Origin of the sequence: Pseudomonas sp. CFSAN084952, assembly GCF_009648855.1 — a bacterium.
GTDB classification, from domain to species: Bacteria; Pseudomonadota; Gammaproteobacteria; order Pseudomonadales; family Pseudomonadaceae; genus Aquipseudomonas; species Aquipseudomonas paracarnis.
Genome location: NZ_CP045767.1, coordinates 1,499,008 through 1,523,691, shown reverse-complemented (window position 1 = coordinate 1,523,691; position 24,684 = coordinate 1,499,008). Strand labels below are relative to the sequence as shown.

Sequence of the window (24,684 nt, the reverse complement as noted above, 5' to 3'; positions counted from 1 at the left end):
ATCAGCGGTGTGGAAAGCGCTCAGAGCAAGCCGTTCTGCTTGGCAGTGTGAGTTGCCAGAGCATCCATCAATGCTGGAGACAGGCAATCGTAGGTAGGCAGGCCAATATCGCTGAAGCGGGAACGGATTCCATCCATTTCTGCTGGAGGGGTGCCAGTTTCGATGACCGACGACACGAACGCGGCGAAACCCGGCGCGGCCCAACCCGATTGAGGCGACAGTTCTGTGTGAACGAAGTCCAAGCCATGGAAGGCGTGACCGGTGTTCTCGATACGACCGAACAGATGCGCACCGCATTCCTTACAAGCATGACGCTGGATGGTGGCGCTTGTATCAACAATGGCTAATTTCTCAGCATTGGCGGTGACGCTGACGTTGTCACGGGGCACAACAGCGATGACAGCGAACTAGGCGCCCGCCGGCTTCCAGCACTTGCTGCAACCACAGGCATGGTTGTGCAGAGTCTGAGCGCCGATTTCTACTTCAACTTTGTTGGTCGCGCATAGGCACTGCAGAGTGCCGCCGACAAAACCATCAATGGCTGGCTTGATCCCGTTATCCAAAGAAGGATGCAGTTTTACATTGCTCACTTTGTATCTCCAACGTTATCAGGGGATGATACGAAAAGCTCCCCCGGAGCTTACGCCCCGGGCGACCTGTCAGTATTTGATGACAGTACGAATTGACTTGCCTTCATGCATTAGGTCGAACGCTTCGTTGATGCGCTCCAATGGCATAGTATGAGTCACGAATGGAGCGAGTTCGATTTCGCCTTTCATCGAGTCTTCGACCATCTTCGGCAGTTGGCTGCGACCTTTTACGCCTCCGAACGCCGAGCCCTTCCAGGTGCGGCCGGTAACCAGCTGGAATGGCCGAGTGGAGATTTCCTGACCCGCGCCGGCAACGCCGATGACGATGGATTGTCCCCAGCCACGGTGGGCGCATTCGAGCGCCGCACGCATCACATGGACGTTACCAATACACTCGAAGGAGTGATCGACGCCCCACCCGGTCATCTCGATAATCACTTGCTGAATCGGCTGCTCGTGATCTTTAGGATTGACGCAGTCAGTGGCGCCGAATTGACGTGCCAGGTCGAACTTGGCTGGGTTGGTGTCGATGGCGATGATGCGTCCAGCCTTTGCCTGACGGGCGCCCTGGATCGCTGCCAGGCCTATACCGCCCAGGCCGAATATGGCCACGGTGTCGCCCGGCTGAACTTTAGCGGTGTTATGAACTGCGCCAATGCCGGTGGTCACGCCACAGCCCAGCAGGCACACGTGTTCGGGGTTCGCGTCTGGGTGAATCTTTGCTACCGAAACTTCAGCGACGACCGTGTATTCGCTGAAAGTCGAGCAACCCATGTAGTGAAACAGCGGCTGACCATTGTAAGAGAAGCGGGACGTACCGTCTGGCATGACGCCCTTACCCTGGGTAGCACGTACTGCAGTGCACAAATTGGTTTTGCCAGATTTGCAGAACAGGCACTCACCGCACTCGGCAGTGTACAGGGGGATCACGTGGTCGCCTGGTTTGAGGCTGATTACGCCTTCGCCTACTTCAACAACCACGCCGGCACCTTCGTGGCCCAGAACTACCGGAAACAGGCCTTCTGGATCATCACCGGACAAGGTGAAGGCGTCTGTATGGCAAACGCCAGTGTCGGTGATTTTGATCAGCACTTCGCCTGCGCGAGGCGGCTCTACGTCGATCTCCACGATTTGAAGCGGTTTGCCGGCTTCGAAAGCTACTGCAGCACGAGATTTCATATGATTTTCTCCAAAGGATGTTGCTCATTGAGTCTGGGGCTATTGCCGTGGTGGGCCATTGATGGCTATTTCAGGTACGTACGCACCAAAGAAATCACCTCATCAATTGAAGACCGCTGGGCCTCAGTTGTATCTACTAACGTCGTGAATTCTTCTCTTAGATGGCTTTCCAGCACCCCGGCCATCAGTCCGTTTACAGCTCCCCTCATCGCTGCAATCTGCTGCAGTACAGGCGCGCAGTCGGCACCGGCTTCTAAAGCTGATTCCAGCGCATCCAACTGGCCTCGGACACGGCGCACCCTAGCCAAAACGCGTTTTTTTTCCTCAGGTGAATGTGGCATCTAATTAATCCTATAGCAGTCTGAAAAGGAGCTTACACGAGTACTGGGGTGGAGTATGCATATATACTGCAGGGGAGTATACAGCCAGGAATGCGTCAAACAGTCGCACCAACATGCTGTCGCGGAAAATCAGTCTCTGCATTCCTTTAGAGATGAGCTCACTGTTGGGATGCGAAGTGCGCGAGTCTGTTAGCCGTCTTTTGGCAACCGTAACGTCTTCGTGTGACAAGCCTGCGGCAGTCGAGCACGAGATCCGCGATCAGCAGATCGCCCAGAACTTGCTGCATCTCCCCCAGCACAAACACCGCCTGGCTCGATCCCACGACAAGAAGATTCAACAATTTCCCCGCCCCATCCCACACCCAAAAAACCGGCTAACGAACTTCGAATAGCAGGCTAGAGCCCTATCACGCCTTGAGCGCACCATCTACGCAGCCCGGACAAAACCTGGCAGAACCAGCCGGCGCCCTTCCCGATATCCATTGCCCGACGAATTCACAACCGACCAATCCATACAACACAAACCGGAGTGTCGAAGGTGAAGAAACTATTAGTGCAGGTTGCTGGCCCCAGGAACGTCAACACTCTAGAAATGGCCGGGCTGATCAGCTGCGCCTTGCTGAGTAATTCCATCAATGCAGCTGATCTCCCGGTGGTCAATCTCGGTGCCACCACCTTCTACGACGGTGCACCTTTACCAGGTGGCCCAGGCTGGTACGGCTCGCTATTTCTCGGCCATTACGACGGACGGAAGCTGACAGACAACAATGGCAAGAAAGTCGGCCTCCCCAAATCCGAGCTCAAGATCGATACCACCAATTTGCAGGTGATTTACCAAGGCGTCGGCGGTCCGATGGGCAGCAATTGGGGATTCAGCGCGCTCCTGCCAGTGGTCACTCGGCTGAGTGTCTACGACGGTCTGAATAACGCCGTGCTCAATAGTCAAAACGGCATCGCGGACTTGAACTTCGGCCTCTATTTACAGTTTCCCCCTGTCATGGGCGAGGAAGGCCCCCGTTTCGCCCAGCGACTGGAACTCGACCTGGTCGCCCCTGTTGGCGATTACGACAAGCACGTCGCGATCAATCCGGGCGCCAACTTCTGGTCAGTAAATCCGTACTGGTCCGGCACCTTCTGGGCCACCCCGAAAATAACCCTGTCATGGCGCCTCCACTATCTGTGGAACGCGAAGAACACCTCGCCGTCCCCCGAAACCTATGGCGCGGGCGTCAGCGAGATGCAGGCGGGACAAGCCATACACGCAAACTTCAATGCCCTCTACGCATTCACACCCAAGCTCCAGGCTGGCATCAACGGCTACTGGCTCAACCAGATCACCGACACCAAAATCGACGGATACGAGGTATCGGGCCGTCGCGAGCGAGTGTTCGCCATCGGCCCAGGAGCCATGTACGCCTTCTCTCGCGAGGACAGCCTGATGGCCAACCTCTATTTCGAGTCGGACGCGCGCAACCGCCCTGAGGGCAACCGTTTCAACCTGCGCTGGGTACACAAGCTATGAAGTCCGTCACAGCCCATTCACCGGAGGCAAGGCCCATGAAGTGTTCTTCGCTCACCACCGACCAATTCAAACGGCTTCACCGCTGGAAAACCATCAGCCTGATCATGGGCGTCGTTGCGCAGTTATTCCTCGCCGGGGATTGGTATGGCTTTGCCGCCGTGATCCCCTTCGTCTCCGCCTCTCTCGACCTGTCTCCCCTGCAGATCGGTATGGTGCAGGGTTCCTTCTCCATCACCTACGCCCTCGGAATGATCGCTTGGGGAGCACTGGGCAACCGCATCTCGACCCGAGCGCTGTACTGCGTCGGCCTATTCGGCGTCGGCGTCTCGATGCTGATCCAGGCTCAAGTCCAAAGCTACGAGGCGCTGATTGTGATGCGCCTGGCGGTGGGCTTCTTCGATGCTGCGGTGTGGATAGCCGCAGCCCGACTGATCATCGCCTGGTTCCCGCCAGCCCAACGCGGACGTGCCCTCAGCGCACTTCTGGCGGCCTTCAGCCTGGCGATCACCCTGGACTTCGCCCTTGGCATCCCACTGGCGGAAGCCATCGGCTGGCGTGGCTTTTTCGTGGTTCTGGCTCTGGGAACCTTGTTATTGGCGCTGGTCGGTTTGCTGCTAGTGAAAAATGATCGGACTGCCGCGGGTCTGCCTGCCTTCACTTGGGACGACGAGGTTAGTATCACTGGCGCTTTGCCCAGCCTGTGGACCATCTTCCAGTCTCGCTGGTTCTACATCGCGGCCTTAGCTATCTTCGGCGATATGTTCGCGGTGTCTGCCATGGCCACCTGGGTGGTACCCGCTTTCATCCAGACTCAAGGCATGACGCCTCATGCCGCCGCCACGGTCGGCACGCTAATGGGGTTGTCCCAAGTGGTACTGCTGTTGGTCGGCGGCTACTACAGCGATCTGCTCCGACGCCGTGTGCTGATGCTCAAGATCGGTGCTGCACTCTCCGTGTTGTCTGGCTGCTCTCTGTTACTGACTGTGATGTACGGGCTGCCCTATGCCGGCCTGTTGCTGGTGGCGGGTGTCAGCGGTGTGGTCGTGTTCAGCGGCGGCGCCATCTTCGCTCTGATTAGCGAGAAGTACAGCGACCAGCTGGCTGGCAGTGCCATCGGTTACGCGGAGATGGTTGGCATCTCCTCCACCTTCATCGCACCGGCACTACTGGGCGCGGTCATCGAATCTACCGGTTCGTTCGTGGCAGCCTTCGGCACCTTCGTCGCGGTACAGCTGGTGATCCTCCTCGCACTGCTGTGTTGCCGTGGCGAGGGGCAACGCTCGATGACATCCCTGGCTCTCGCCCTTGAAAGGGCCAGCAACTGAACCATCACCGTTGCGGCTGAGCGATGTTGCCCGGCCAGTTGAATCAATCCACCCCCCCTAGGAGAAATCCATGCAATCGTTGAATGTTAACGGCGCCCTGATGACTTACAGCGAAAACGGCGATCCCAAAGCGCCCACTCTGTTCCTGCTCAGTGGCTGGTGCCAGGACCATCGCCTGTTCAAGAGTCTGGCACCGCTGCTGGCCCGCGACTTTCATGTCATCTGCCCTGACTGGCGTGGCCACGATTCAAAACAGACCGATAGCGGCGACTTCGACTCCCAAACACTGGCAGAAGACCTGCTGGCCTTCATCGACGCCAAAGGTATTGGGGATTTCCATATGGTCTCCACCTCCCACGGCTGCTGGGTGAACATTGACGTCTGCGAGCGACTGGGTGCAGCGCGACTACCCAAAACCATCGTCATCGACTGGTTGCTGCAACCGCACCCTGGTTTCTGGCAGCAGCTCGCCGAAGGTCAGCATCCCACCGAATATGTCGCCGGGCGTCAGAGCTTCTTCGACGAATGGGCAGAAGCCACCGACAACGCCGACGTGCTCAACCACCTGCGCAATGAAATGCCCTGGTTCCACGGAGAAATGTGGCAACGCGCCTGTCGTGAGATCGAAGCGAACTATCGCACATGGGGCAGCCCGCTCGAACGTATGGCAGCTCTCCCACAAAAGCCCGACATCTGTCACATCTACTCGCAACCCCTTTCCCAAGACTACCGCCAGCTACAACTGGATTTCGCTGCGGGGCATGCCTGGTTCCACCCGCGCCATGTCCCGGGACGGACCCACTTCCCTTCCTTGGAAAACCCGGCAGCGGTGGCTCAGGCCATCGGCGAATTCCTGCGGGGTTGAGTACTACACCCACGAACTCAAGAGGTGACATATGTCAAACGGATTCAAGGCAATCATTGCCGGCGGCGGCTTCGGCGGCCTGACGGCGGCAACTGCACTCGCCCAACGCGGCTGGTCAGTTACGGTATTCGAGCGCGAGCGCGAGTTGAGAGCTGCGGGCTCAGGTATCTATATATGGGAAAACGGCCTGCGCATCCTAGATGCGGTCGGCGCCAAGGTAGTCTCCCACGATTCCTTCCATGGACGAGCCATGGAACAGCGCGACCGGCATAACAAGGTTATCGATCAGGGAGACTTCCCGCCTGCGGTGCGCCTGGTCACAGTGGCGCGCAAAGACCTGCTCAGCGGCCTGCGCGACGCGGCCTTGCGTGCGGGGGTAGAGATTCGCACCGGCGCCGAGGTGATCGGCGCAAGTGCCAATGGTGAATTGCATTTCCCTGGCGCCCGCGTGGAAAAAGCCGACCTGGCCATCGGTGCAGATGGCGTCTGGTCTGCGGTGCGCCGCTCCCTCGGGCTCGAAATTTTCCACCAGCAAACCGACGAAGGAGCCCTGCGCGCCATGATCGCTGGAACCCAGGACGATCTGGGTACCAGTGGTCAGGGCAAATACATCGAATGCTGGAACGGCCAACGCCGCTTCCTGATCACCCCGCTCAACAATCGCGAGATCTACCTCGCGTTCACCTGTCAAAAAGGCGATACAGAAGGCAAGGCCAGCCCCCTGAATAAGGCCAGTTGGAAGGCCTCCTTCCCGCTTTGGGCGCATTTGATTGATCGAGTAGAAACACTGCTGCCCTGGGCGCCCTACAGCGTCATCAAGGTCAAATCCTGGTCGGCAGGCCACGCTGCCATCATCGGCGACTCCGCCCACGCCCAACCGCCGAATCTCGGTCAGGGCGGCGGCATGTCTATGCAAACTGGCCTGGCCTTGGCGACCTTCATGGAAGGCGTTGACGACCGCCGCGACATACCCGAGCGACTGCAAGCCTGGGAGGAGAACGAACGCGGCTTAGCCGAGCACTGCCAGCGCTGGTCTTGCCTGTACGGGGAAGTCTCGGTATTGCCGGACGAAGCACGCAGCAAGATCATCCACCACGGTATGGGTGACCCTTGGGTACGCAGCCAAATACTGCGGGCAGCACAGAGTGTGCCGACGGGGACGCAGGACACTAGCCGGCATATCGCTGCGGGGTAATTTCCCGATCGTACCGCTCCTCCGGGGGCGAATTCATTCGCCCCTCACGATAGACTTTCGCTCGCCTGCGGCCACCCTCCCCTGTTAATGCATACGCCAGCGCCGCGCTTCATGGCGCTGCAGGGTCATACTCGGCGTTTCGTCGAACAGCTTGCGGTACCCGCTGGCGAAGCGCCCAAGGTGGGTGAAACCCCAATTCATGGCAATAAGGGAGATATTCCTTGCACTGGCATTTTCGAGGATTTCCCGGCGCACAGCAGTGAGGCGATACTTCTTAAGGTAAGCCATGGGTGGCAGTCCGAAATGCTTTTTGAAACCCTCGAACAGCTTGAAGCGCGAAACCCCGGCCGCCTGCTCGATGCTCTCCAGGCAGAGATCTTCGCGGGCATTGCTGTGGATAAAATCCCGTGCCCGCAACAGGTAATGTGGGACTTTGACTTCCTGGCGCACCTGCAATTCCGTGGAATAGTTGTGTGGCTGGGCCAGGATCAGCCCTTTGATCAACGCCGTTTCCAGATGGCTGGTGAAACACAACTGGCCGTAGAGGTCGCGACCACGCTCCAGCTCGTCGATCAGGTGACGCGCCATACGCCACCAAGTTCCAGTAGCGCCGTTCACCGCATCCATCACCGGCTCGAAGCACAGCGGCTTGTCCACTTTGCGCTGCAGCAACTCTTCCAGGGTCTGTTGCATGGCCACCCTCGGTATTGCCATATGCAGTTCACGGCAGTCGCCGGCGATAGTTAGTTCCTGGTTCTCATGGGGAGACAGGATCACGCCAAGGTCACGGTCAGAGCGAAACAAACGGCCAGCCGTGGCCAGTTCCTGTTCGCCGCGCACCGGTAACGTGAGGCTGTAGCAGTTAAGTTTAAGTTCATCGCCGACGACTACCGTCACATCGGTGCCGTAAGCGACACAGCCCATGATGGTGGACATCGAGCGCAACATATGGCCGCTGTGATGAAACTCGATGCGCTCGGGCCTGACGGCCTTGAGTAAGTGCGGTCCGCAGATGTCCGACATCCAGGCGCGCGCGCCGTCAAGGTCGCAGTGATCGACCGACATATCCCAGCCCTGTAAATCATTATTCGTACTCATCACGCGACACCCACTCGGCTTATTATTCTTGTGCGCTCTGGCGGCGCATCACTTTCACACAGGCAAGTTCCATACCGTTCCCACCCACCCTCCATGGCTGCGGCTTGCGAGTGTAGTATCCGCCATTTTTTCGAATAGACCATTCGGACTAAAGCCCCGCGGCGCCAGCATCCCCATCATGGATGCCTGCAAAAAGCACGGAATAGAGCGGCCAACGGCGTGGCAACGCAGCGAAGGCCCAGGCAGCCCATCGAACGGCCGTACCTTTGCCCGTGAACTTCAGTACCGGCCCCCAGGGTGGTCACTATTGGAGCGTAGGCCCCTGAGTGAACACTGTTGGTGCACAGGCCCCGGCTGTTACCTCCATTGGGAACATCCGCAAGCAGTTGGCAACATGCCTCAAACCTTCCGGACAGGAATCCAGCATTTTTCGGATAGTCACACCACCTTTCGCATGTTGATGATCTCGAAAGCAGTTGTAATGCGTTACTTGGGTCCAGGTTGCGCGCCAGTGTGTTACCGCACAGCCCCCAACAGCCTCACTCTCCACCTCTTTGGAGAATGTTGTCCGCTATTTTTAGCGGACCTCTTTACTGAACCTGCGTTGCTTGAACTGCAAGTCGGTGTCGACCGACACGCGGTGGCGCAGAGGATGTCAGCCGCTGACTCTTGCGCAAAATATTTGGATACCCATCATCAACTAGCAGGATTTCGGCGACGCTCAGGATGCAACCTAATTGGCTGAACCCTACTAGGAGCTAGCCATGCCCCCCCTCAGTTTTCCCGCGGATCTGGCTGCCTATTTCGACGTGCAATACAACGCCCGCGCCAGCGTGGATGACTTCGACCAATACCCGCGTCAGTACCGTGCGCTCAGCGACGAAGCGCATGCCAGCCTGCGCTGCTTCAAGGATGTGGCCTACGGAACAGGCTCGGGTGAGCAGCTGGATATCTTCCCCGGTAATCGGCCTGATGCTCCTGTGCTGCTGTTCATCCACGGTGGCTATTGGCGTGCCCTTTCCAAAGCGGATTCGGCCTTCATGACACCCGCACTGACGGCGGCGGGTGCCTGTTTGGTGGTGCTGGAGTACGACTTGGCGCCGGCGGTGACACTGGACCATATCGTCGATCAGACGCGTCGTGCGCTGGCCTGGATCCATCGTCACATCAGTGAATACGGCGGTGATCCGCAGCGCCTTTACGCCAGCGGCAGTTCGGCGGGTGGACACCTTGTCGGCATGCTGCTCGCTGGAGGATGGCAGGCTGATTACGGCGTACCCGAAACGGTATTACGCGGGGCGCTGCCCATCAGCGGCCTGTTCGATCTGCGACCGCTTCTGCCCACCCATATCAACGGCTGGATGCACCTCAACGAAGCGGCGGCAATCCGTAACAGCCCGACCTTCCAACTGCCGAAACTGGGTGGTGAGTTGGTAGTGAGCTACGGCGCGCTGGAAACAGCGGAGTTTGCCCGACAATCGAAGGAGTACCTGGCCTCATGGACTGGCCAGAACCTTCCCGGCCGATTCGTCGAGGCGCCAGGCAAAAACCATTTCGACGTAGTACTGGAGCTGGGGCAGCCGGGCACACCTCTTTACCAAGCCATCGTGGATCTGATGGGACTTTCTAAGTGACATGGGAGACCTTGGGAAGCGCCATGTTCAGCGTGGCCGGCAGCAGTCCTGGTTGTCTTTGGGCAGGTTGATGAAAATTTGCAGTATGTGTACGGTCTTGCCCGGTTCAGCAGAGACCTTTTTGTGAACGATGTCTTCACCCGTCGCCGTCCAGTACAAACCACCGGGTTACATCAAGTTGCGATTGCCCATTAAGTCCCGGTTGTCGATGCCTGAATCCGAATCCAGAAAAAAGTAGAAAACTGCTGAAAAGCCCGCATGCGAATGAGCTGGAAAAGTAGGACCGCTGATCCGCAAGCAGGAAAGGATCGATAGGTTTTGCCTACAGATCACCACGGAGGCCAAAAGCCCGAAACTGACTGCCGTGATTCATGTGCTGTAAACATGCAATAGGTAGTTTGGCTGCGGTCTTTAGTCCCCTTGAGACAGGGCTGGATAATCGATATAGCCTTCTGCGCCTGGTGCATAGAAAGTGCCTTTGTTTGGGCCATTCAGTTCAGCGCCTGCGCGGAATCGTTCAGGTAGATCGGGGTTGGCCAGGAAGGCACTGCCGAATACAGCTGCGTCTGCCTTGCCTTCAGCGATCAGCGACTCGGCGCCGTCTTTGGTCTGGCCACTGCCTATCAAGTAGCTGCCATCGAACAGCGGACGCAATACTGAATGGTAGTCGAACTTGGCCCCGAACAGCGCCACGTGCAGATAAGCGAGCTTGAGTTCGCGAAGTTGCTTGACCAGGTAGGTGTAGGTTTCCTGTGGATTGGCATCGACGATGCCGTTGAAATTCATCTCCGGGGAAATCTTGATTCCGACACGGTCAGCGCCCACTTCACTCACCATGGCGGCGAGTACTTCCAGAACGAAGCGAGCACGGTTTTCTACTGAACCACCGTATTGGTCGTCGCGCTGATTACTGCCAGTGGAGAGAAACTGCTCCGGCAGATATCCCGAGGCGGCGTGCAATTCAACACCGTCGAAACCAGCTTCAATCGCCCGGCGGGCGGATTGACGGTAGCTTTCAACCACTTCGGCAATTTCAGAAACCGTCATGACGTGGGGCGTCACGAAATCCTGCAACCCAGTGGCGGTGTAGGTATGACCCGTGGCTTTGATTGCGCAAGGTGCATGCGGTTGTGCGCCGTCGGCCAGCAACGAAGGGTGCGAAACTCGCCCGCAATGCATCAGTTGCATGAAAATTCGACCACCGCGAGCGTGGACGGCGGCGGCGACTTTTCCCAGGCGGCAATCTGTTCGGTGGTTTCGATGCCGGGCGTACGGACGTAACCTCTACCAAGAGCAACGGGGAATACGCCTTCGCTAATGATCAGTCCGGCGGTGGCTCGCTGTGCGTAGTAGGTTGCAACCATTTCGCCAGGCACACTGGCATCGTCGGCGCGTGAGCGGGCCATGGGTGCCATGACCATACGGTTAGACAAGGAGTAGCGGCCTATCTCGACTTCGGAAAAAAGAGCGCTCATTACGGTGCTCCTCAGTGGTGATGCGGCCATGATTGACCAAACCAAATTCAGGATAAATATTGTAAATCTCAAATAACTAATCCACTGACGGGATAATGCCGTGGAATTTCTCAACGTCATGGCGCTCTTTGTCGAGGTAGTGAAAGCGCGCAGTTTCACCCGTGCAGCAGAAACGCTCGGGATACCCAACTCGACGTTGTCCCGGCGAATAAGCGAGTTGGAGAAAGCCATTGGCTTGCGGTTGTTGCACCGCACGACGCGCAAGATCGAACCGACCGAAGCGGGCCAGTTGTACTTTGAACGCTGCAAGCGAATCGTCGATGAAGCCCGCCTGGCGCATGAACAGCGAGGGGAAATGCTGGCACGGCTCAGCGGGCTACTGCGCGCGTCGCTCCCCCCCCCCCCCCCGACTTCGCCATCTTCTACATGGCGCCATTGATTGCGGAGTTTGCCCAGATCTACCCCGGCATTAGTTTAGAGTTCGATCTAAGCCCGCAGCAGGCCGATCTGATCAGTGATCCCGTAGATGTGGTGATTCGGATGGGAGAGCCACCCAACTCGAACCTGATCGCTCGTAAACTCGCGAGCCTTCGGTGTGGCCTCTATGCGTCTCCACGTTACTTGGAGGCCTCGGGTGAACCCGCGTATCCGTCTGAGCTGATCAACCACGAATGCCTGCGATTACGTGGCGCGGGAGCGAACCGCTGGACGCTATCCAACGGGCCAGATAATGAGCAGGTAGATGTAGGAGGACGATTCGAACTCAACAGTGTAGCGATGCTAAGGCGTCTGGCATGGTTGGATCTGGGTGTGGCTTTGTTGCCGGAGGGTATCGCAGCGCAAGACATTGCAGGCGGAAAGCTTCGCAAAGTCCTACCGCAATGGCAGGCATCGCCCGAGGCGGTTTACGCACTGACTGAAACCCGTCTGCTTCCAGCCAAAACCCAAAGGTTTATTGAGTTTCTGCGGGATAAGCTTGAATGCGCCTAGTGCCCAGAACAAATGGCCGCTTCTGAAACGCCCAGAGCGCTTGAATACCGTGCGCCTGCAAATCTAACCGATCAGCCGGGCGAGCGCCAATAGGCGCTCTGGGTGTGCTGTCGACTTCCAATGAGCGCCCCAGCTAAAGGTCTTGCACATGTCGAGACAGCCAATCGACTAAGGCGACTTCGTTGGCCATTGCTTCGGCGGCTTTTGCTGTCGCCTGGCTGACCATGGCCGGATTCGTCGTTGAATCCGGCAGAGTGGTCTGCAATTCACCCATTAAGTTGATGACGAGCATGCCTCAAAAACGCACAGTCAGCGTCAGATAGGCCGAGCGCGGCTGAGTAGGTATTACCAAGGGAGAACCGAGGTACTGGTAGGTTTCATAGACCTTTCGTCCAGTCAGATTGACCGCCGAGATCGAGATCGTATAACGATCAAAATCATATGATGTCTGTGCGTCGAGCAGTGCATAGCCGGGAACGGATACCGTATTGGGCAAGGTCAGCTCGCGTGAGCTCATCGCCGTGATACCCGCACCAAACCCCAGGCCTTTGGCGGCACCGTCGAGTATCCGATAGCGCGCTGCGAAGCGGCCGCTGTGCCGAGGCACCCGTGGCAGTCCATCACCGACCGGAATCGACTTATCCTCCGTCACTTGCGCCTGGGTATAGGCGTAGTTGGCCAGCAATGAAAGAGCCGCAATCGGCTCCCAGACCAGGTCAGCCTCTATTCCTCGAGCACGCTGTTCGCCCGTCTGCGCCGAGTACCCCAAAAGACCAAATGTGGAGCCCGGATCGGAAGAGGGTTCCACCTCGAAAGCGGCGACGTTACGCCGCGTCTGTTCAAATACAGCCAGGGTGCCGGAGAGCCCAAGGTCGTTAAACGCCAGCTTGACGCCGGCCTCATAATTACGAGACAGCTCAGCCTTGGGCGTGTCGCGCACGTTGTAGTTGATGGCACCGCGAAAGCCCGTCGAATAGGCCCCATAGAGAGCTACGCTGCTGGTCAAGTCATAGGTAACACCTAGTCTCGGCGTCACTCGTTGATAGGTAGTGTCGACGCCCTCCTCTTTCTGCTGGAGTTCGAACTTCGACAGTCGCAACGAACCCAGCAAGTGAAAACGGCCGTAGGTGGCTTGATCCTGCAGGTAGATGGCGGTCGTGTGGTAGCGGTTGGTCTGCACCACCTGCGTGAGCGGTGTCGCTCCGTAGGAGAGCCCATAGCTGGGGTTCGCCAGGTCAAGTTCACCGATAATGTCGGCGCCGGAAACCCCTGAGTTGAAGTAAGTGCTGTCGTAATTGAAACCCATCAGCAATTCGTGACGCCCCCCAAGCGCGTCGAACGTGTGGTCCACATTGGCATCCAGCGTGTTTTCGCGAATATTGCCCGGTAAATAGAGATTGAAAATCGGATACACCGTCGGTGCTGCCGGGCTCGCTCCAAAAATCTCTGGATACACGAAACTACCGAAGTTCCGCGTCTTGCCTTCGTAATACTGGGCGGTGACAGTCAGCCGAGTGTCGTCGTTGATCTCGTGCTTAATCTCGGCAGTGGTTGTGCGATTAATGATGGTGGACTGCGGCTGTCCACTCGTCGCGCCTGGAAAGGCGTTGCGGTCGATTTGCCCACTCAACGCCGGGACGGCTGGCAGGCCAGAATATTGGACTTGGCTGCGCTCTTCATATTGGCCACGCAGCAACAATTCGGTTTCAGGCGAGAGCTGGAACGCGATGCTCGGCTGTACCGACCAGTTATGGCCATTGACGTGATCGATCCAGCTCGTGTTTTCCTGATAGTCAGCGAAGATTCGAGCGGCGACATTGCTCCCAATAGGCGTATTGAGATCCAGCGAAGGATTGACTGTCGAGAAGCTACCGGTGCGCAGTGACAAAGAAGCGCTTGGCTCGGTCTCAGGCCGCTTGGACACCACATTGATCAAACCGCCCAGCGGCGCCCCGATCCCACCACCGTAAAGCGCTGACGTAGGTCCCTTGAGTACCTCGACACGCTCAACTCCACCAAGACTCGACGGATCAATACTTGTCGCCGTACCACCAAATGCAGGTAATCCGTTCATATAGATTTCGGCCGGGAAGCCACGCACGATTGGCTGGGTGAGGAGCGACTCTTCAGGTCTAATAGGCCTAACCCCAGAGACGTTGACCAGTGCGTCATTCAACGTATGAATGCCCTGCTCCTTAATCATCGAACGAGTGACAACCTGGACCGACTGCGCAACTTCGACTAAGGGTGTATCGGTTTTCGTGGCAGAGTCTGAAGTAGCGGCAGTGTAGCTTTCCTCCCTGCCGGACACCGTAATCGGTTTCAAGGTCCAGCTCTCTGTACGGCCCCCTTCATTGGCCACCACACCAGAAGTAGAAGCTACAGTGGGCGCTGTCACAGAAGGCTCATGCACCTGCGCTGACTGAGCCATGACCGGCACTGTCGCTCCTAAAAACAGGCCAAAGGCTCGAAGCCAACGGAGGCGACACATATCAAGACCGAATGGAGATTGGTTGTTGACTAGGTACATGAGTGCTTCCAATAAAAGTAAGATACTTAGCGCGCTTTTATATAAAGCAGCCCATAGCACATGAGCGTGTTGAGGCACAGCGGGCAACTATCACTCAGTCGAATTGACTATTGCTGCTCAGTGGTTTAACGGGCATGTACGACTTCGCGCAGCTGGGAACACACGAAGAGTGGGCGGTGTTGATATAAAAAGGATTAATATCTATAACAGAGGAAGTCTTGCAGCTTACACATAGGGTTTCAGTACCATTATAAAGATAAAAAACTCGACAAGTATTGATTAGCAACAACACTTATTCTGAGCCCTTTAGACCCTCGACAGACTAAACAAACTGAAAGCCACATAAATATAAATCAATTGTTCAGCGACACTATTTGACACCAACCCAGCGATCAAAAAAAGACAAATCATAGACACTTTCTGCCTTTTTGGCCGTCTCAACATTTACAACGCGACGGGTTGTCAATAGCGCATTACATTCCTGACCTGCAACTGAACACGAGATATTGAGTCTGTCCAGCCTAATAAAGCCACTAAATATCCAACCACTGCGGCGGAGTAATGTGCAACTCAATAAGCGTCGCTGAATTGACGCTTCCTGTAACTTCCAGCTCGTTATCCATCTGAAAAAAAAACAAAGCATTTTCAGTAAGCACACCAAAAACCCCATCAATGGGACCTGGATCATAGCCACGGTCAATTAGGGCACGCTGTACCTGACCTATTAGACGAACACCTTTTTGTGAAGACAGGTGACTGCTTTGCACCAGACTAATACCATAATAATCAGCATCACCTCTAGACCAATACTTATGGCTATTAGACAGCGTAAGGTCTATCGACTCTCTTATGTAGCTACAATAGATTGAACTCAAGGAAGAAAAAACCGAAGCTTCGGCCACGCTACATAATTGAATGACGAAAAAAAAGATCATCAAAGAATACGTTCTGCATTTAATCAACATCGCCCCCACCCACATCAACACTCACCTTGACCGCAGCGGATTAAAAAAGCCAGTCATCTTATGAAAAATCGCATATTACTACCACTAACATTTAAGAAACAGTTGCAGTTTCGTTGATTTTTTTAGATACAGATCTAAAGCAGGTGAATCGCTGGTATTTAAAGCGAAACCAACAAATTCCGCGACAGTGGATGACCATGCTTGCCATTAGCCCTCACGTATTAATGCCAGTAACAACTGCAAGTGCTCGCCACGCGGAGTCAGCGCCTCTAGAATATCCTTGCTTTTTTAAATGCGCTGGAGAGGCCTAAGCAGCCAGAATGAGAACTTTACCTTTAGAACTTGACAACAAACCCTTCCGCTTTGATATTTCGTGAATCATGCGCACTAAATTAATATTGAAACACTCTAAAGGCTGTAGACATGAACAAAGCCAAGCTTATTAATTTTATACTATTTCCAAACATGAACCTCCTTGACTCTTCTGGCCCGCTCGAGGTCTTTGCCACAGCAAATAGACTTTCTAAAGACGCTGGAAATGAAGAGCTTTACATCAGTAACTTCCTCTCAAACAGCAAACAACCCACTGCCACAACCAGGAGCTTTAAAGTTATCACTGAACCCTTGCCTGAATCCAATGTCGTTATAGATACACTCATAATACATTGAGGCATCGGAGTAGGTTCAGCGGTTAAAGACAGTCGCTTATTGTCTTGGATAACCTCACATTCAGCTAATGCAAGGCGTATAGTGTCTACTTGTAGCGGCGCATTCATTTTAGCGGCTTGTGGCTTGCTGGATAAGCGCAGAGCTGTAACACATTGGAGCGTGTCTAATAAATTAGCTAAACTCTACCCTCAGATAAAAGTAGAGTCTGATCCCATTTTTATTCAAGATGGGCCAATATGGACATCAGCTGGAGTAACAGCGGGAATTGACCTGGCTTTATCTCTTGTTCAACAGGATCTAGATCACAAGACAGCACTGAATTTTGCAAAAAAATCTAGAGAGTTTTATGAAAAGGTCAGGCGAACACAGTCCAACTCAGCGATATAATTAAGCTTCAAAGCGAAAACGGAACTTTCGACAAGCTGCATTCTTGGATCTGCGCAAACCTTCATAAAAACTTAACCATTACAGTCCTGGCCGCACACGCTAATATGAGCGAGCAGAATTTTGCAAGAATCTATAAAGATAAAGTCCGGACATCTCCAGCAAAATCAATTGAGAAGATACGACTGCACGCTGTAAAAACCTTACTAGAAAATACTGAGCTACCGCTTAACCGCATTGTAATGAAATGCGGGGATAGCTGTGAAGCCACACTACGCTGAAACTTCTCAGAAGAATTTGGAAATACGCCCCTACAATATAGAAGTCTGTCTAGACCAACCAAATAGTTATAGAATCAACCAATAGGAGGGTGAAAGAAATCACCCTCACACACAAGAATAGAACCTCATTTAAATTTTATACTTCTTTCATAGAACCTTGAACACGAACAAACCTAAGTCTTACTCTCGTAAAACCGCAAAGCCTTTTCTGCACAACTATTAAAATACGTATAATAAATATCTTTAGCAACTGCTGTTTGAGCAGGACCGGCCAACTTAGGCGTCCCCACATTAAAAGGCGGTATAGGGTGATACTCAATCGTCAGCTCAACGAGTTTAGCCTGCTCGACACCTCTGACTTGTTCCAATACTAAGAGCGCTGCTTCAAATCCCCCAGTAGCAGGCCCTGCAGTAAATAGCTTCCCATCAACCTGGACTTCACCTCCCGAAATAGCTATCGCACCAAATTGACACAGGTAATCCAGTAAGTGGAAATTGGTCGTCGCTCTTTTCCCTTCGAGCAACCCTGCAGCACCCAGTAATAATACTCCGCCACAGATGCCTATCCAATAGGGATCATACTGCGCTTGTCGTGAAATGAACGAGATGACATCAATATCATTATAAATGTCGGGGGGAACAGCACCTAAAATCAATACATCAAGGGGTGGGCACTCATCAAACGTAGTAGTGGCAGCAATAGGAAACCGTGGAGACCCTTCAATCAGGTCTTGATTTTTCCATAAGATATGAAATTCAACATCAGGTACTAAACCAAATACTGCATGCGCCCCAAACAGGTCCATCAGCGCCACGCCTGGACTTATTAGCACACCGACTTTTATAGGCTTATCTTTACTTGACATATACACCCCTGCCTTTACTAAGCGATAGAAACACCGTCAATAGTATGGGAATTTATCATTCACCATCTTGCCATTTCTCGTACAAATACCGCCATTCACTCAAGACATCTAGAGTACCTGTCCATAATCCGTTACCGGTGCAGGCTCATCTTCATTGATCATCAACGGCGACAGTTAGATTTTTTACTCGTTATACAGTCAACTTCCTTTAGTAGGCACTGCTTGAAAGCGCCACTTGATTCGGCTAGCAAATTAATGTTTTCCGGATAGCTCACTGTATCGATAGGTCTGCATGATCGTATCGTCGTACTGGGATTCCAGTGCCTACTCGAGGTTAGCGCGTTGAAGATTTTTAACTGGGGAGCAGCTTACTCCAATCACTTAGTAGTAAAAAAATCTGCTGAAATTGTTGATAGTTGGTTATTACAAGGACAGGCCTATAAGGCATCACAGTGGGAGCACGGCAGTTTCGACATTGCTTACGGCGAAGGTTTACGCGAGGTGCTCGATGTCTATTCGCCGGCCGGTGAGGTGAGTGGAACGTTGATTTTTATCCATGGCGGCTATTGGCAAGCCTTCAGTAAAAATGACCATGCGCAATTCGCTGAAGGGGCTCTGGCCAGACGTTGGCGGGTTGTCATCCTCGACTACCCTCTATGCCCTGCTGCTTCAATCACTCACATTGTCGATTGCGTCAGGCGCGGCATCGAGTTCACAGCAAAGCTCTGGAATGAGGGGCCCATTGTGTTGGCGGGGCATTCAGCAGGTGGACATTTAGTCACTCAAGTTGCGAGCAGTCGAGGAGCGCTCACGCCTGAGTGCAAGGCAAGAATTTCTCGGGTGGTGTCCATGAGCGGTATACATGACTTGCGTCCTTTGCTTGGTGCCAGTGAGTTAAACGCAGTAATTGGATTGGACTGTCAACAAGCTCGCGCGCTAAGTCCGGTATTGGATGAGCCTGGCCACGACTTCGAATTAATATGCGTGTGTGGCAGTGAGGAGCTACCTGAGTTCCGTCGCCAGAACACAATATTGGCCAGCCTATGGCTGGGAATGGGCATCACCACAGAAAGTTTTGAGGTTCGTGAACGGCACCATTTCAACTTACTTGACGAATTAAAGCAATCGACGTCCAGGCTGTCGGAAATATTGACATTGGCTAGAGTGCGCACTAGATAACCGGCTGATATTACCTACTCAATGGGAGAATCCGGGATAGATGGGGTATCTAGTATATTTGTGGCGTGTGAGCCCTCAGTTTCACAAGAACGTCAATGTCGATAACTGTCAATGACCTATCAGCACAGGCGATCAGCACGACCGTTCGCGCGCATGAGGGTCATACGTGGCGTCTCACCAAACAATTTACGATAGTCGCTGGAGAAACGTCCCAAGTGATTAAGCCCCCACTCCAGAGCAATGGGCGAAACATTACGAGCGGATCGATCTTCAAGAATCTGTTGACGGATGGCAAGTAGGCGATATTTACGCAGATAGGCGACGGGCGTGCTGCCAAAGTAAGAGCGAAAACCTTCAAACAGTTTTATTCGTGAAACTCCGGCTGCAGACTCGATATCCTCCAAATACAGATCCTCCTTGGCATTGGCGTGGATGAAGGCCTTGGCCCGAAGTAGATAATGAGGTGGTTTGTCGGTATGGACGCGCTGCAACTCCTCGGTATAGTTGTTCGGTTGCGCCAGTATCAGGCCTTTGATCAAAGCGCTTTCGAGATCGCGATTGAATAGTAGATTTCCATAAAGCGCTTGGCCGTGTTCGATCTCGTCAAGGAAGTACCGCACCATTCGCCACCATGCCCCCGCCCCACCATTGACCGCGTCCATCCTGGATTCAAACACGATGGGTTGATCAACTGAACGCTGAAGGAGCTCCGCCAACACGCTTTGGACGCTGAAGAGCGGCAACGCAACGTGTAATTCACTGCAATTTCCACTAATGCTGAGTTCTTGATGCTCAAACGGCGAAAGGATGACAGCATAATCGCGGTCGGAATGCAGCCTGCACCCGTTTATTGCAAGCTCCTGCTCTCCGATCACGGGCAGGGTCAGGCTATAGCAGCTAAGTGACTGCTCCCCCCCAACAGTGACTGTGACGTCAGTACCGTAGCTCAGTTTACCCAACGTGGTAGACAGCATCCCGAACACATAGCCACGATGTTGAAAACTGACCTGCTCAGGCCTGTACGCCCGAAGCTGGTGAGGACCACAAATGTCAGCCATAAACGCTCTAGCGTCACTCAGATTGTGGTGAGTCACGGTGTTATTCCAATAGCTGGTTTCGGTTTTTTTCTCATTTCATTTAACTTCATTGGCTCTTGAATCATTGGCCCGGAGTAGCCCCTGTGACACATGCAGAACAAGTCTCATACCAATGATGGGGATGTATTTCAGAAGTAGAGCGTATTCGCGCAGCTCTCTAGCTGCGCTACCTTATTGAATGACTGTCCAGTGGAATTTATCTTGATTCAATCGTCGTGCAGCCATTGTCCGCTTCCGAACCAAGTTGGCATTGATGCTGTGGCGGAGACTACACCGGCTATCTACACGCCAGGTTGCAGGCACTTTTGCACACCTAGACGTTGAAGACGTTTGGGCAAAGACGTTCTTTGCCGCATCGCTATCCCGATGATAAGGACGATAGTGCCCACCTATTTTAAAGTGGGGACATCGCCCATATCGCGAGAGTCGGGCAGGTAACTTCGCTGGACGGTTACTATTCCTCTTGCGTAGGTGCTTGAAGACAGCCTCATTCCTTTTGAAGACGGGGCCAGCGCAGGTCTGAGATGTTTACAGATTAGCGTTGATTTGAGTTGCTTATTCCAAGTCACATCAGCTACTGAATTACGTCAACCCACTGCGCGTCAACGAGCGTCGCTAAGTGGTCAGGGCTAATACGAACAGCCGCATTGGGCGCACCGCCGGCTGGAAACACTACGTCAAAATCTTTCAGTGACCTGTCACAAAAAACACGAAGCGGTTGGCTGAGCCCAAGTGGGGAAACACCCCCAATAGGGTGTCCGGTCATACTTTCAACCTCTGTGGCCTCCAACATTCTTGCCTTTACACCGAATTGTTGTTTGTACTTGCGATTATCTAGACGAGCATCACCGCGAATAACCAGAACGATCACCTCATCATTCACCCGTAAGGATAACGACTTGGCAATCTGACCTGGTTCCACCTCCAACGCTTCGGCAGCCAGAGCGACCGTGGCCGTGCTGGCATTCAGTTCGAATATTTCAACAGTTGGCGAGTTTTGGGCAAGAAATGCTTTAACTGACTGCAAACTCATCTTCAGTTCATCCTAACGAATAAGCGCTAATGAGGTTTAACTAAGGGCGCACCTCATGCGATAGGCGGTTTGTTAACTCACGGAAGTATGATCTTACCGTCAATACAGGTAACCGCTTGGCCGCCGACCTTGATCGCGTGATCTTGAATGCTCAGGCGGATGATTCCGGCGCGCCCCAAAATCTGCCCTTGGCTAGCCTGCACGGTTTCACCGAAGTACTGCATTTGACCAGTGTGGCGAATGAATGCCGCCATAGCGCCGTTACCACTTCCGCACACTGGATCCTCGCTTACTCCGCAAGCAGGTGCATAAGCTCGGACTTCTACATTGAATACCCCTTCATCCTTATACTCTCCGAAAATAATGACCCCAGTCGCTTCTATCTGAAGATTATCGGCTTTCATTGGATCCAAGGCAGGAAGGTTTTCCAGCACCGCTTGAGCGCTTGGCAACTGAGCCACTACCCAGCGAGCACCGACGTCCACTAGACAAGGAACAAACTCGCGCATAATTGGGGAACCGAGGCTCGATTCGAGTCGAGTGATCTGAGCATCATCAAGAGGCGTGATCTTGGGCTTGGGCAACTCAAAAGCGATCTGCTGCTCTCCTGCTGCGTCAACCGTGACATCAAGCTTGATCAGACCTGCACCGCACTCTTGAATCAGTTCCCCATCTGTAGGAGTGACCAAGCCTGCCTCAGTGAGCGCATGCGCAGTGCCAATAGTTGGGTGACCGGCGAAAGGCAATTCGGACCCTGGGGTGAAAATTCGCACCTTATAGTCAGCAGCCTCCTGGGTCTTGGCGACAACAAAGGTGGTTTCCGACAGGTTCGTCCAGTTTGCGATCTGTTGCATCTCTGCATCGGTAAGACCGTCCGCCTGCAAGACTACAGCGACTGGATTACCTTTGAAGCGTTGAGAGGTGAAGACGTCGACCTGTTTGAAGCAAACCTCTTTCATAACCAGCTCACCATTTTTTGAGATTACCGAAGAGTCTGAAGTATAGGTACGTGAGTTTTACGGATACAGATTCAGTTCGAACCTATAAGAATGGGTACAGATGAAAAGCCACTATCATGATTTCAAAACTCGGTTGCCTGAGGTAAACCCTATGACAATCAGGAAAAAGCTCGACCCACGTCAAACTGCGCACATAGCAACAAGGAAAGCTGCCCGGACACAACCGCAGGCGCCACGTTTGATGCCTGCAAAAGATGATTTGCCAAAAAAAAGCGTTCAAGGTGGTACAGGTCGTCAAATGCGTACTTCAGACTATTTGCACACACCCCGATGCCGGACTGAGCCAACAACAAAATTTCTGTCCCTTCCTTTGAGTAAAGCGCTTTTCCTTTTTCCTCACTATGCCAGGCCTGTCCATACCCATGACTCTGAACAGCTCTTTCATCATCCCGACGTGAAAGCTTTGCCAACGTGTCGCAGATATCGTTGCCCCCTCTGGCCACTGACTCAATAACGTGATGAGAGTAGACATGCAGTACCCAATCTCTACCAGAGACAGCATGCATTCCAATATGTGCCGCTGCTACCTCGCTGTCGAAATCCCCTACAGCTTCAAGTCGGACCCCTGCCGAGGTAAACGCTACAACATCTTCAGCCTTAGCAGTCGCCCAACAAGGTGCGCAATGGATAAGCAAAATGTCAGGCCAGTCTGGTAGACGAGCACTGAATCGTGCGTTGCTCGACCCTGCAATACCGTAATAATCTGCAGCACGCATGGCCTGAGCCATTGAGCTTTTTAAAGACCACACGCCGGGGCTATCAAGAATTTTCTTGTACTTTTCTACCATGCTGATGAAATCGACTCTGCAGTAATCGCGAGCTTGAGACGCGAAGGCAGCGCTGGTATTCACGCGGCCATGGGAGTCTTCACAAGGCGTGAACACACTGCTGGGCACAATACGAATAACCGTACACGGTGTATAGATTCAGCAGATCGACATTCAACTGGATACAGTTAGGCTTCCACCCCTTGGAGCGCACTACACGCCAGTCCCCCGAGTTTGGCTACGGCACCAATGTAGCGCTCATCAATTTCCTGGCAGCAAGTCAAGCGAAGGCAATTTCGAAAACTTTCGCCTTTCGAATAAAGTTGCCCGGGCATGATCACGATGTCGTTCGACAGCGCGGCCTGTGCAAGCTGTATGCTGTCAACTGACTTTGGGAGCTCGATCCACAGTACAAAACCGCCATCAGGTTGAGTGGCACGTGTCCCCAGAGGAAAATGCCGCAACACCAGGCTTCGGACTGTATTTATCTGTGACTGATAGAGGCGCCTTAGCGACTTTAGATGTCGCTCGTATCCACCATCTTTCAAGAACAGTCCGATCGTTTCGCATAGAAGCATCGACTCGGACGCACTGGAGTAAAACTTCAGGCGTTTCACGGCCTGTGCAAATCGCCCTCCTTCGAGCCAGCCCACACGGTAGTCAGGGGCCAGCGTTTTTGAAAAGCCACCACAGACAAGTACCCAGCCCTCGTTGTCGAAGGACTTCAATGCCGGCTGCAAAGGTTCAGAGAACTGCAGTTCTGCATAGATACTGTCCTCAATGATCGGTAGCTGGTGAAGTGCGGCCAATTCAGCCAGCCGCTTTTTATTTTCAATTGGCATGGTGTAGCCAAGCGGATTCTGGACAGTGGGCATACACACAATGGCAGCCAGGCTTCCGTCAGCACAAAGCGATTCGACATGTTCCATCACAAAGCCAGTGCGAGGGTGGGTCGGTATCTCGATCCCGCGCAACCCAAGGCTATTGAGCAAGGGATAAAGATTGAAATAGCTTGGCGCTTCAATTCCGATAGCATCGCCCGGGCGGGCTACAGCACGAAGAGCCAGCTGAAGGGCTTCGGTGGTACCGTGAGTCAAACAGATGTTCTCAGGTTCAAGTGACATGCCCAAACGGACGGCGCGTCGTGCGATCTCATCTCTGAGCAACTTTGAACCTGGCGGCAAGACGTAGGAGGCTAGTAACGACTGCTGATTGCGCAGCACGGTTCGAGTCAGGTTGGCTAGCGCTGGGCTTGGGAAGAATCGTTTTCCTCTCGGGCTAGCGAATGCCAGGTCGACACTGGAAGGCCGCTGATGCGCTTCGAGAAGCAGGGTCATCATATCGCTTTCGGAATCAGCGCTGGCATTAGTTACATGGGCTTCAAGTGGATGATCCAGCTCCTGAAGAACAATGCACACCTCGAAACCTGACTGAGGGCGAGACTTGATGAAGCCTTGGTCCTCGAGCAGACGGTATGCCGCAATGACGGTGTTCATGCTAAGTTGGTTCTGCGCGGCACAGTCGCGAAGTGAAAGCATTCTTGTACCGGAAGGTAATCGGCCGGTGGTGATCGCCTCGGAAATCTCACCGGCCAAGCGTCTGTAGAGAGGTACAAAGCCTCGAGAACCCATCAGAAACCCCGTATAAAGACCTACGCTTTCCATCTTAATAGGAAAACCC

The 24,684-nt window shown here is 53.7% G+C and carries 21 protein-coding genes and 4 pseudogenes; 10 read left to right on the top strand and 15 right to left on the bottom strand.

Annotated features, from left to right (window positions below; all coding sequences use genetic code 11):
* Positions 1-20: 20 nt before the first annotated feature.
* From gfa to frmR, 3 genes and pseudogenes are all read right to left on the bottom strand, one after another.
* Positions 21-590: pseudogene (gene gfa / locus GH769_RS07085) on the bottom strand (S-(hydroxymethyl)glutathione synthase).
* Positions 591-659: 69 nt separating this feature from the next.
* Complete coding sequence (locus GH769_RS07080) at positions 660-1,769, bottom strand: S-(hydroxymethyl)glutathione dehydrogenase/class III alcohol dehydrogenase (RefSeq protein ID WP_153649579.1); 1,110 nt, start codon at positions 1,767-1,769, stop codon at positions 660-662.
* 65 nt (positions 1,770-1,834) lie between these two features.
* On the bottom strand, positions 1,835-2,110 hold the full coding sequence (gene frmR / locus GH769_RS07075; RefSeq protein ID WP_008013358.1) for a formaldehyde-responsive transcriptional repressor FrmR: 276 nt from the start codon (positions 2,108-2,110) through the stop codon (positions 1,835-1,837).
* Between the two features lie 592 nt (positions 2,111-2,702).
* Between frmR and GH769_RS07070 the strand changes: the two genes are divergently transcribed.
* From GH769_RS07070 to GH769_RS07055, 4 genes are all read left to right on the top strand, one after another.
* Entirely contained in the window at positions 2,703-3,632 is a 930-nt protein-coding gene (locus GH769_RS07070; RefSeq protein WP_153649963.1) for a transporter, read from the top strand.
* 35 nt (positions 3,633-3,667) lie between these two features.
* Positions 3,668-4,957, top strand: a complete 1,290-nt coding sequence (locus tag GH769_RS07065) for an MFS transporter (RefSeq protein ID WP_153649578.1) — start codon at positions 3,668-3,670, stop codon at positions 4,955-4,957.
* 70 nt (positions 4,958-5,027) lie between these two features.
* Entirely contained in the window at positions 5,028-5,822 is a 795-nt protein-coding gene (locus GH769_RS07060; protein ID WP_153649577.1) for an alpha/beta fold hydrolase, read from the top strand.
* Between the two features lie 31 nt (positions 5,823-5,853).
* Entirely contained in the window at positions 5,854-7,017 is a 1,164-nt protein-coding gene (locus GH769_RS07055) for an NAD(P)/FAD-dependent oxidoreductase (RefSeq protein ID WP_153649576.1), read from the top strand.
* 84 nt (positions 7,018-7,101) lie between these two features.
* Here the strand turns inward: GH769_RS07055 and GH769_RS07050 are convergent, their stop codons facing one another.
* A complete protein-coding gene (locus GH769_RS07050; protein WP_153649575.1) occupies positions 7,102-8,115 on the bottom strand; it encodes a helix-turn-helix domain-containing protein in 1,014 nt (337 codons plus the stop codon).
* Between the two features lie 764 nt (positions 8,116-8,879).
* Between GH769_RS07050 and GH769_RS07045 the strand changes: the two genes are divergently transcribed.
* Entirely contained in the window at positions 8,880-9,749 is an 870-nt protein-coding gene (locus tag GH769_RS07045) for an alpha/beta hydrolase (RefSeq protein ID WP_153649574.1), read from the top strand.
* 48 nt (positions 9,750-9,797) lie between these two features.
* Here the strand turns inward: GH769_RS07045 and GH769_RS29010 are convergent.
* Positions 9,798-10,122 (bottom strand): annotated as a pseudogene (locus tag GH769_RS29010) (pirin family protein); the annotation flags it as partial.
* A 38-nt stretch (positions 10,123-10,160) separates the two neighbouring features.
* Positions 10,161-11,224: pseudogene (locus tag GH769_RS07040) on the bottom strand (alkene reductase).
* 100 nt (positions 11,225-11,324) lie between these two features.
* Here GH769_RS07040 and GH769_RS07035 point away from each other — a divergent pair.
* Positions 11,325-12,214, top strand: a pseudogene (locus GH769_RS07035) (LysR family transcriptional regulator).
* 133 nt (positions 12,215-12,347) lie between these two features.
* Here the strand turns inward: GH769_RS07035 and GH769_RS07030 are convergent.
* From GH769_RS07030 to GH769_RS07020, 3 genes are all read right to left on the bottom strand, one after another.
* Entirely contained in the window at positions 12,348-12,506 is a 159-nt protein-coding gene (locus GH769_RS07030) for a hypothetical protein (RefSeq protein ID WP_153649573.1), read from the bottom strand.
* Between the two features lie 3 nt (positions 12,507-12,509).
* Positions 12,510-14,744 (bottom strand): TonB-dependent siderophore receptor, encoded by a 2,235-nt coding sequence (locus GH769_RS07025; RefSeq protein WP_153649572.1) that lies wholly within the window; start codon positions 14,742-14,744, stop codon positions 12,510-12,512.
* A gap of 533 nt (positions 14,745-15,277) precedes the next feature.
* Positions 15,278-15,679, bottom strand: a complete 402-nt coding sequence (locus tag GH769_RS07020; protein ID WP_153649571.1) for a peptidoglycan-binding protein — start codon at positions 15,677-15,679, stop codon at positions 15,278-15,280.
* A gap of 453 nt (positions 15,680-16,132) precedes the next feature.
* On the opposite strand from GH769_RS07020, the gene GH769_RS07015 reads away from it, so the two are divergent.
* The 3 genes from GH769_RS07015 to GH769_RS29355 are packed head-to-tail and all read left to right on the top strand — an operon-like array spanning position 16,133 to position 17,043.
* The gene (locus GH769_RS07015; RefSeq protein ID WP_153649570.1) at positions 16,133-16,378 is read left to right on the top strand and encodes a hypothetical protein; all 246 of its coding nucleotides are present in this window, start codon (positions 16,133-16,135) and stop codon (positions 16,376-16,378) included.
* Between the two features lie 3 nt (positions 16,379-16,381).
* A complete protein-coding gene (locus GH769_RS29360; RefSeq protein ID WP_153649962.1) occupies positions 16,382-16,765 on the top strand; it encodes a DJ-1/PfpI family protein in 384 nt (127 codons plus the stop codon).
* Positions 16,762-17,043, top strand: a complete 282-nt coding sequence (locus tag GH769_RS29355) for a helix-turn-helix domain-containing protein (protein ID WP_372242396.1) — start codon at positions 16,762-16,764, stop codon at positions 17,041-17,043. Before GH769_RS29360 ends, GH769_RS29355 begins: the two co-directional genes overlap by 4 nt.
* A 173-nt stretch (positions 17,044-17,216) precedes the next feature.
* Here the strand turns inward: GH769_RS29355 and GH769_RS07000 are convergent, their stop codons facing one another.
* Positions 17,217-17,909 carry a DJ-1/PfpI family protein gene (locus GH769_RS07000; RefSeq protein ID WP_153649568.1) on the bottom strand — a complete coding sequence of 231 codons (693 nt, stop codon included), beginning with the start codon at positions 17,907-17,909 and terminating at the stop codon, positions 17,217-17,219.
* Between the two features lie 342 nt (positions 17,910-18,251).
* Between GH769_RS07000 and GH769_RS06995 the strand changes: the two genes are divergently transcribed.
* Positions 18,252-19,088: an alpha/beta hydrolase gene (locus GH769_RS06995; protein ID WP_178128910.1), complete on the top strand. Its 837-nt coding sequence runs from the start codon at positions 18,252-18,254 to the stop codon at positions 19,086-19,088.
* A 119-nt stretch (positions 19,089-19,207) separates the two neighbouring features.
* Here the strand turns inward: GH769_RS06995 and GH769_RS06990 are convergent, their stop codons facing one another.
* The 5 genes from GH769_RS06990 to GH769_RS06970 all read right to left on the bottom strand — a co-directional run bounded on the left by GH769_RS06990 (position 19,208) and on the right by GH769_RS06970 (position 24,635).
* Complete coding sequence (locus GH769_RS06990) at positions 19,208-20,146, bottom strand: AraC family transcriptional regulator (protein ID WP_153649566.1); 939 nt, start codon at positions 20,144-20,146, stop codon at positions 19,208-19,210.
* A gap of 613 nt (positions 20,147-20,759) precedes the next feature.
* Positions 20,760-21,218: a YbaK/EbsC family protein gene (locus tag GH769_RS06985; RefSeq protein WP_153649565.1), complete on the bottom strand. Its 459-nt coding sequence runs from the start codon at positions 21,216-21,218 to the stop codon at positions 20,760-20,762.
* 77 nt (positions 21,219-21,295) lie between these two features.
* The gene (locus GH769_RS06980) at positions 21,296-22,177 is read right to left on the bottom strand and encodes a PhzF family phenazine biosynthesis protein (RefSeq protein ID WP_153649564.1); all 882 of its coding nucleotides are present in this window, start codon (positions 22,175-22,177) and stop codon (positions 21,296-21,298) included.
* A gap of 158 nt (positions 22,178-22,335) precedes the next feature.
* On the bottom strand, positions 22,336-23,088 hold the full coding sequence (locus GH769_RS06975; RefSeq protein WP_153649563.1) for a class II aldolase/adducin family protein: 753 nt from the start codon (positions 23,086-23,088) through the stop codon (positions 22,336-22,338).
* A 104-nt stretch (positions 23,089-23,192) separates the two neighbouring features.
* Positions 23,193-24,635: a PLP-dependent aminotransferase family protein gene (locus GH769_RS06970; RefSeq protein ID WP_153649562.1), complete on the bottom strand. Its 1,443-nt coding sequence runs from the start codon at positions 24,633-24,635 to the stop codon at positions 23,193-23,195.
* Positions 24,636-24,684 lie beyond the last annotated feature (49 nt).

Coding starts and splice junctions, on each gene's coding strand:
- GH769_RS07025 (WP_153649572.1), bottom strand. CDS start 14,744: ATGTACCTAGTCAACAACCAATCTCCATTCGGTCTTGATATGTGTCGC.
- GH769_RS07070 (WP_153649963.1), top strand. CDS start 2,703: ATGGCCGGGCTGATCAGCTGCGCCTTGCTGAGTAATTCCATCAATGCA.
- GH769_RS06985 (WP_153649565.1), bottom strand. CDS start 21,218: ATGAGTTTGCAGTCAGTTAAAGCATTTCTTGCCCAAAACTCGCCAACT.
- GH769_RS07080 (WP_153649579.1), bottom strand. CDS start 1,769: ATGAAATCTCGTGCTGCAGTAGCTTTCGAAGCCGGCAAACCGCTTCAA.
- GH769_RS07055 (WP_153649576.1), top strand. CDS start 5,854: ATGTCAAACGGATTCAAGGCAATCATTGCCGGCGGCGGCTTCGGCGGC.
- GH769_RS07030 (WP_153649573.1), bottom strand. CDS start 12,506: ATGCTCGTCATCAACTTAATGGGTGAATTGCAGACCACTCTGCCGGAT.
- GH769_RS06970 (WP_153649562.1), bottom strand. CDS start 24,635: ATGGGTTCTCGAGGCTTTGTACCTCTCTACAGACGCTTGGCCGGTGAG.
- GH769_RS07000 (WP_153649568.1), bottom strand. CDS start 17,909: ATGTCAAGTAAAGATAAGCCTATAAAAGTCGGTGTGCTAATAAGTCCA.
- GH769_RS07020 (WP_153649571.1), bottom strand. CDS start 15,679: ATGATCTTTTTTTTCGTCATTCAATTATGTAGCGTGGCCGAAGCTTCG.
- GH769_RS07060 (WP_153649577.1), top strand. CDS start 5,028: ATGCAATCGTTGAATGTTAACGGCGCCCTGATGACTTACAGCGAAAAC.
- GH769_RS06990 (WP_153649566.1), bottom strand. CDS start 20,146: ATGGCTGACATTTGTGGTCCTCACCAGCTTCGGGCGTACAGGCCTGAG.
- GH769_RS07015 (WP_153649570.1), top strand. CDS start 16,133: ATGAACAAAGCCAAGCTTATTAATTTTATACTATTTCCAAACATGAAC.
- frmR (WP_008013358.1), bottom strand. CDS start 2,110: ATGCCACATTCACCTGAGGAAAAAAAACGCGTTTTGGCTAGGGTGCGC.
- GH769_RS06980 (WP_153649564.1), bottom strand. CDS start 22,177: ATGAAAGAGGTTTGCTTCAAACAGGTCGACGTCTTCACCTCTCAACGC.
- GH769_RS07050 (WP_153649575.1), bottom strand. CDS start 8,115: ATGAGTACGAATAATGATTTACAGGGCTGGGATATGTCGGTCGATCAC.
- GH769_RS07065 (WP_153649578.1), top strand. CDS start 3,668: ATGAAGTGTTCTTCGCTCACCACCGACCAATTCAAACGGCTTCACCGC.
- GH769_RS07045 (WP_153649574.1), top strand. CDS start 8,880: ATGCCCCCCCTCAGTTTTCCCGCGGATCTGGCTGCCTATTTCGACGTG.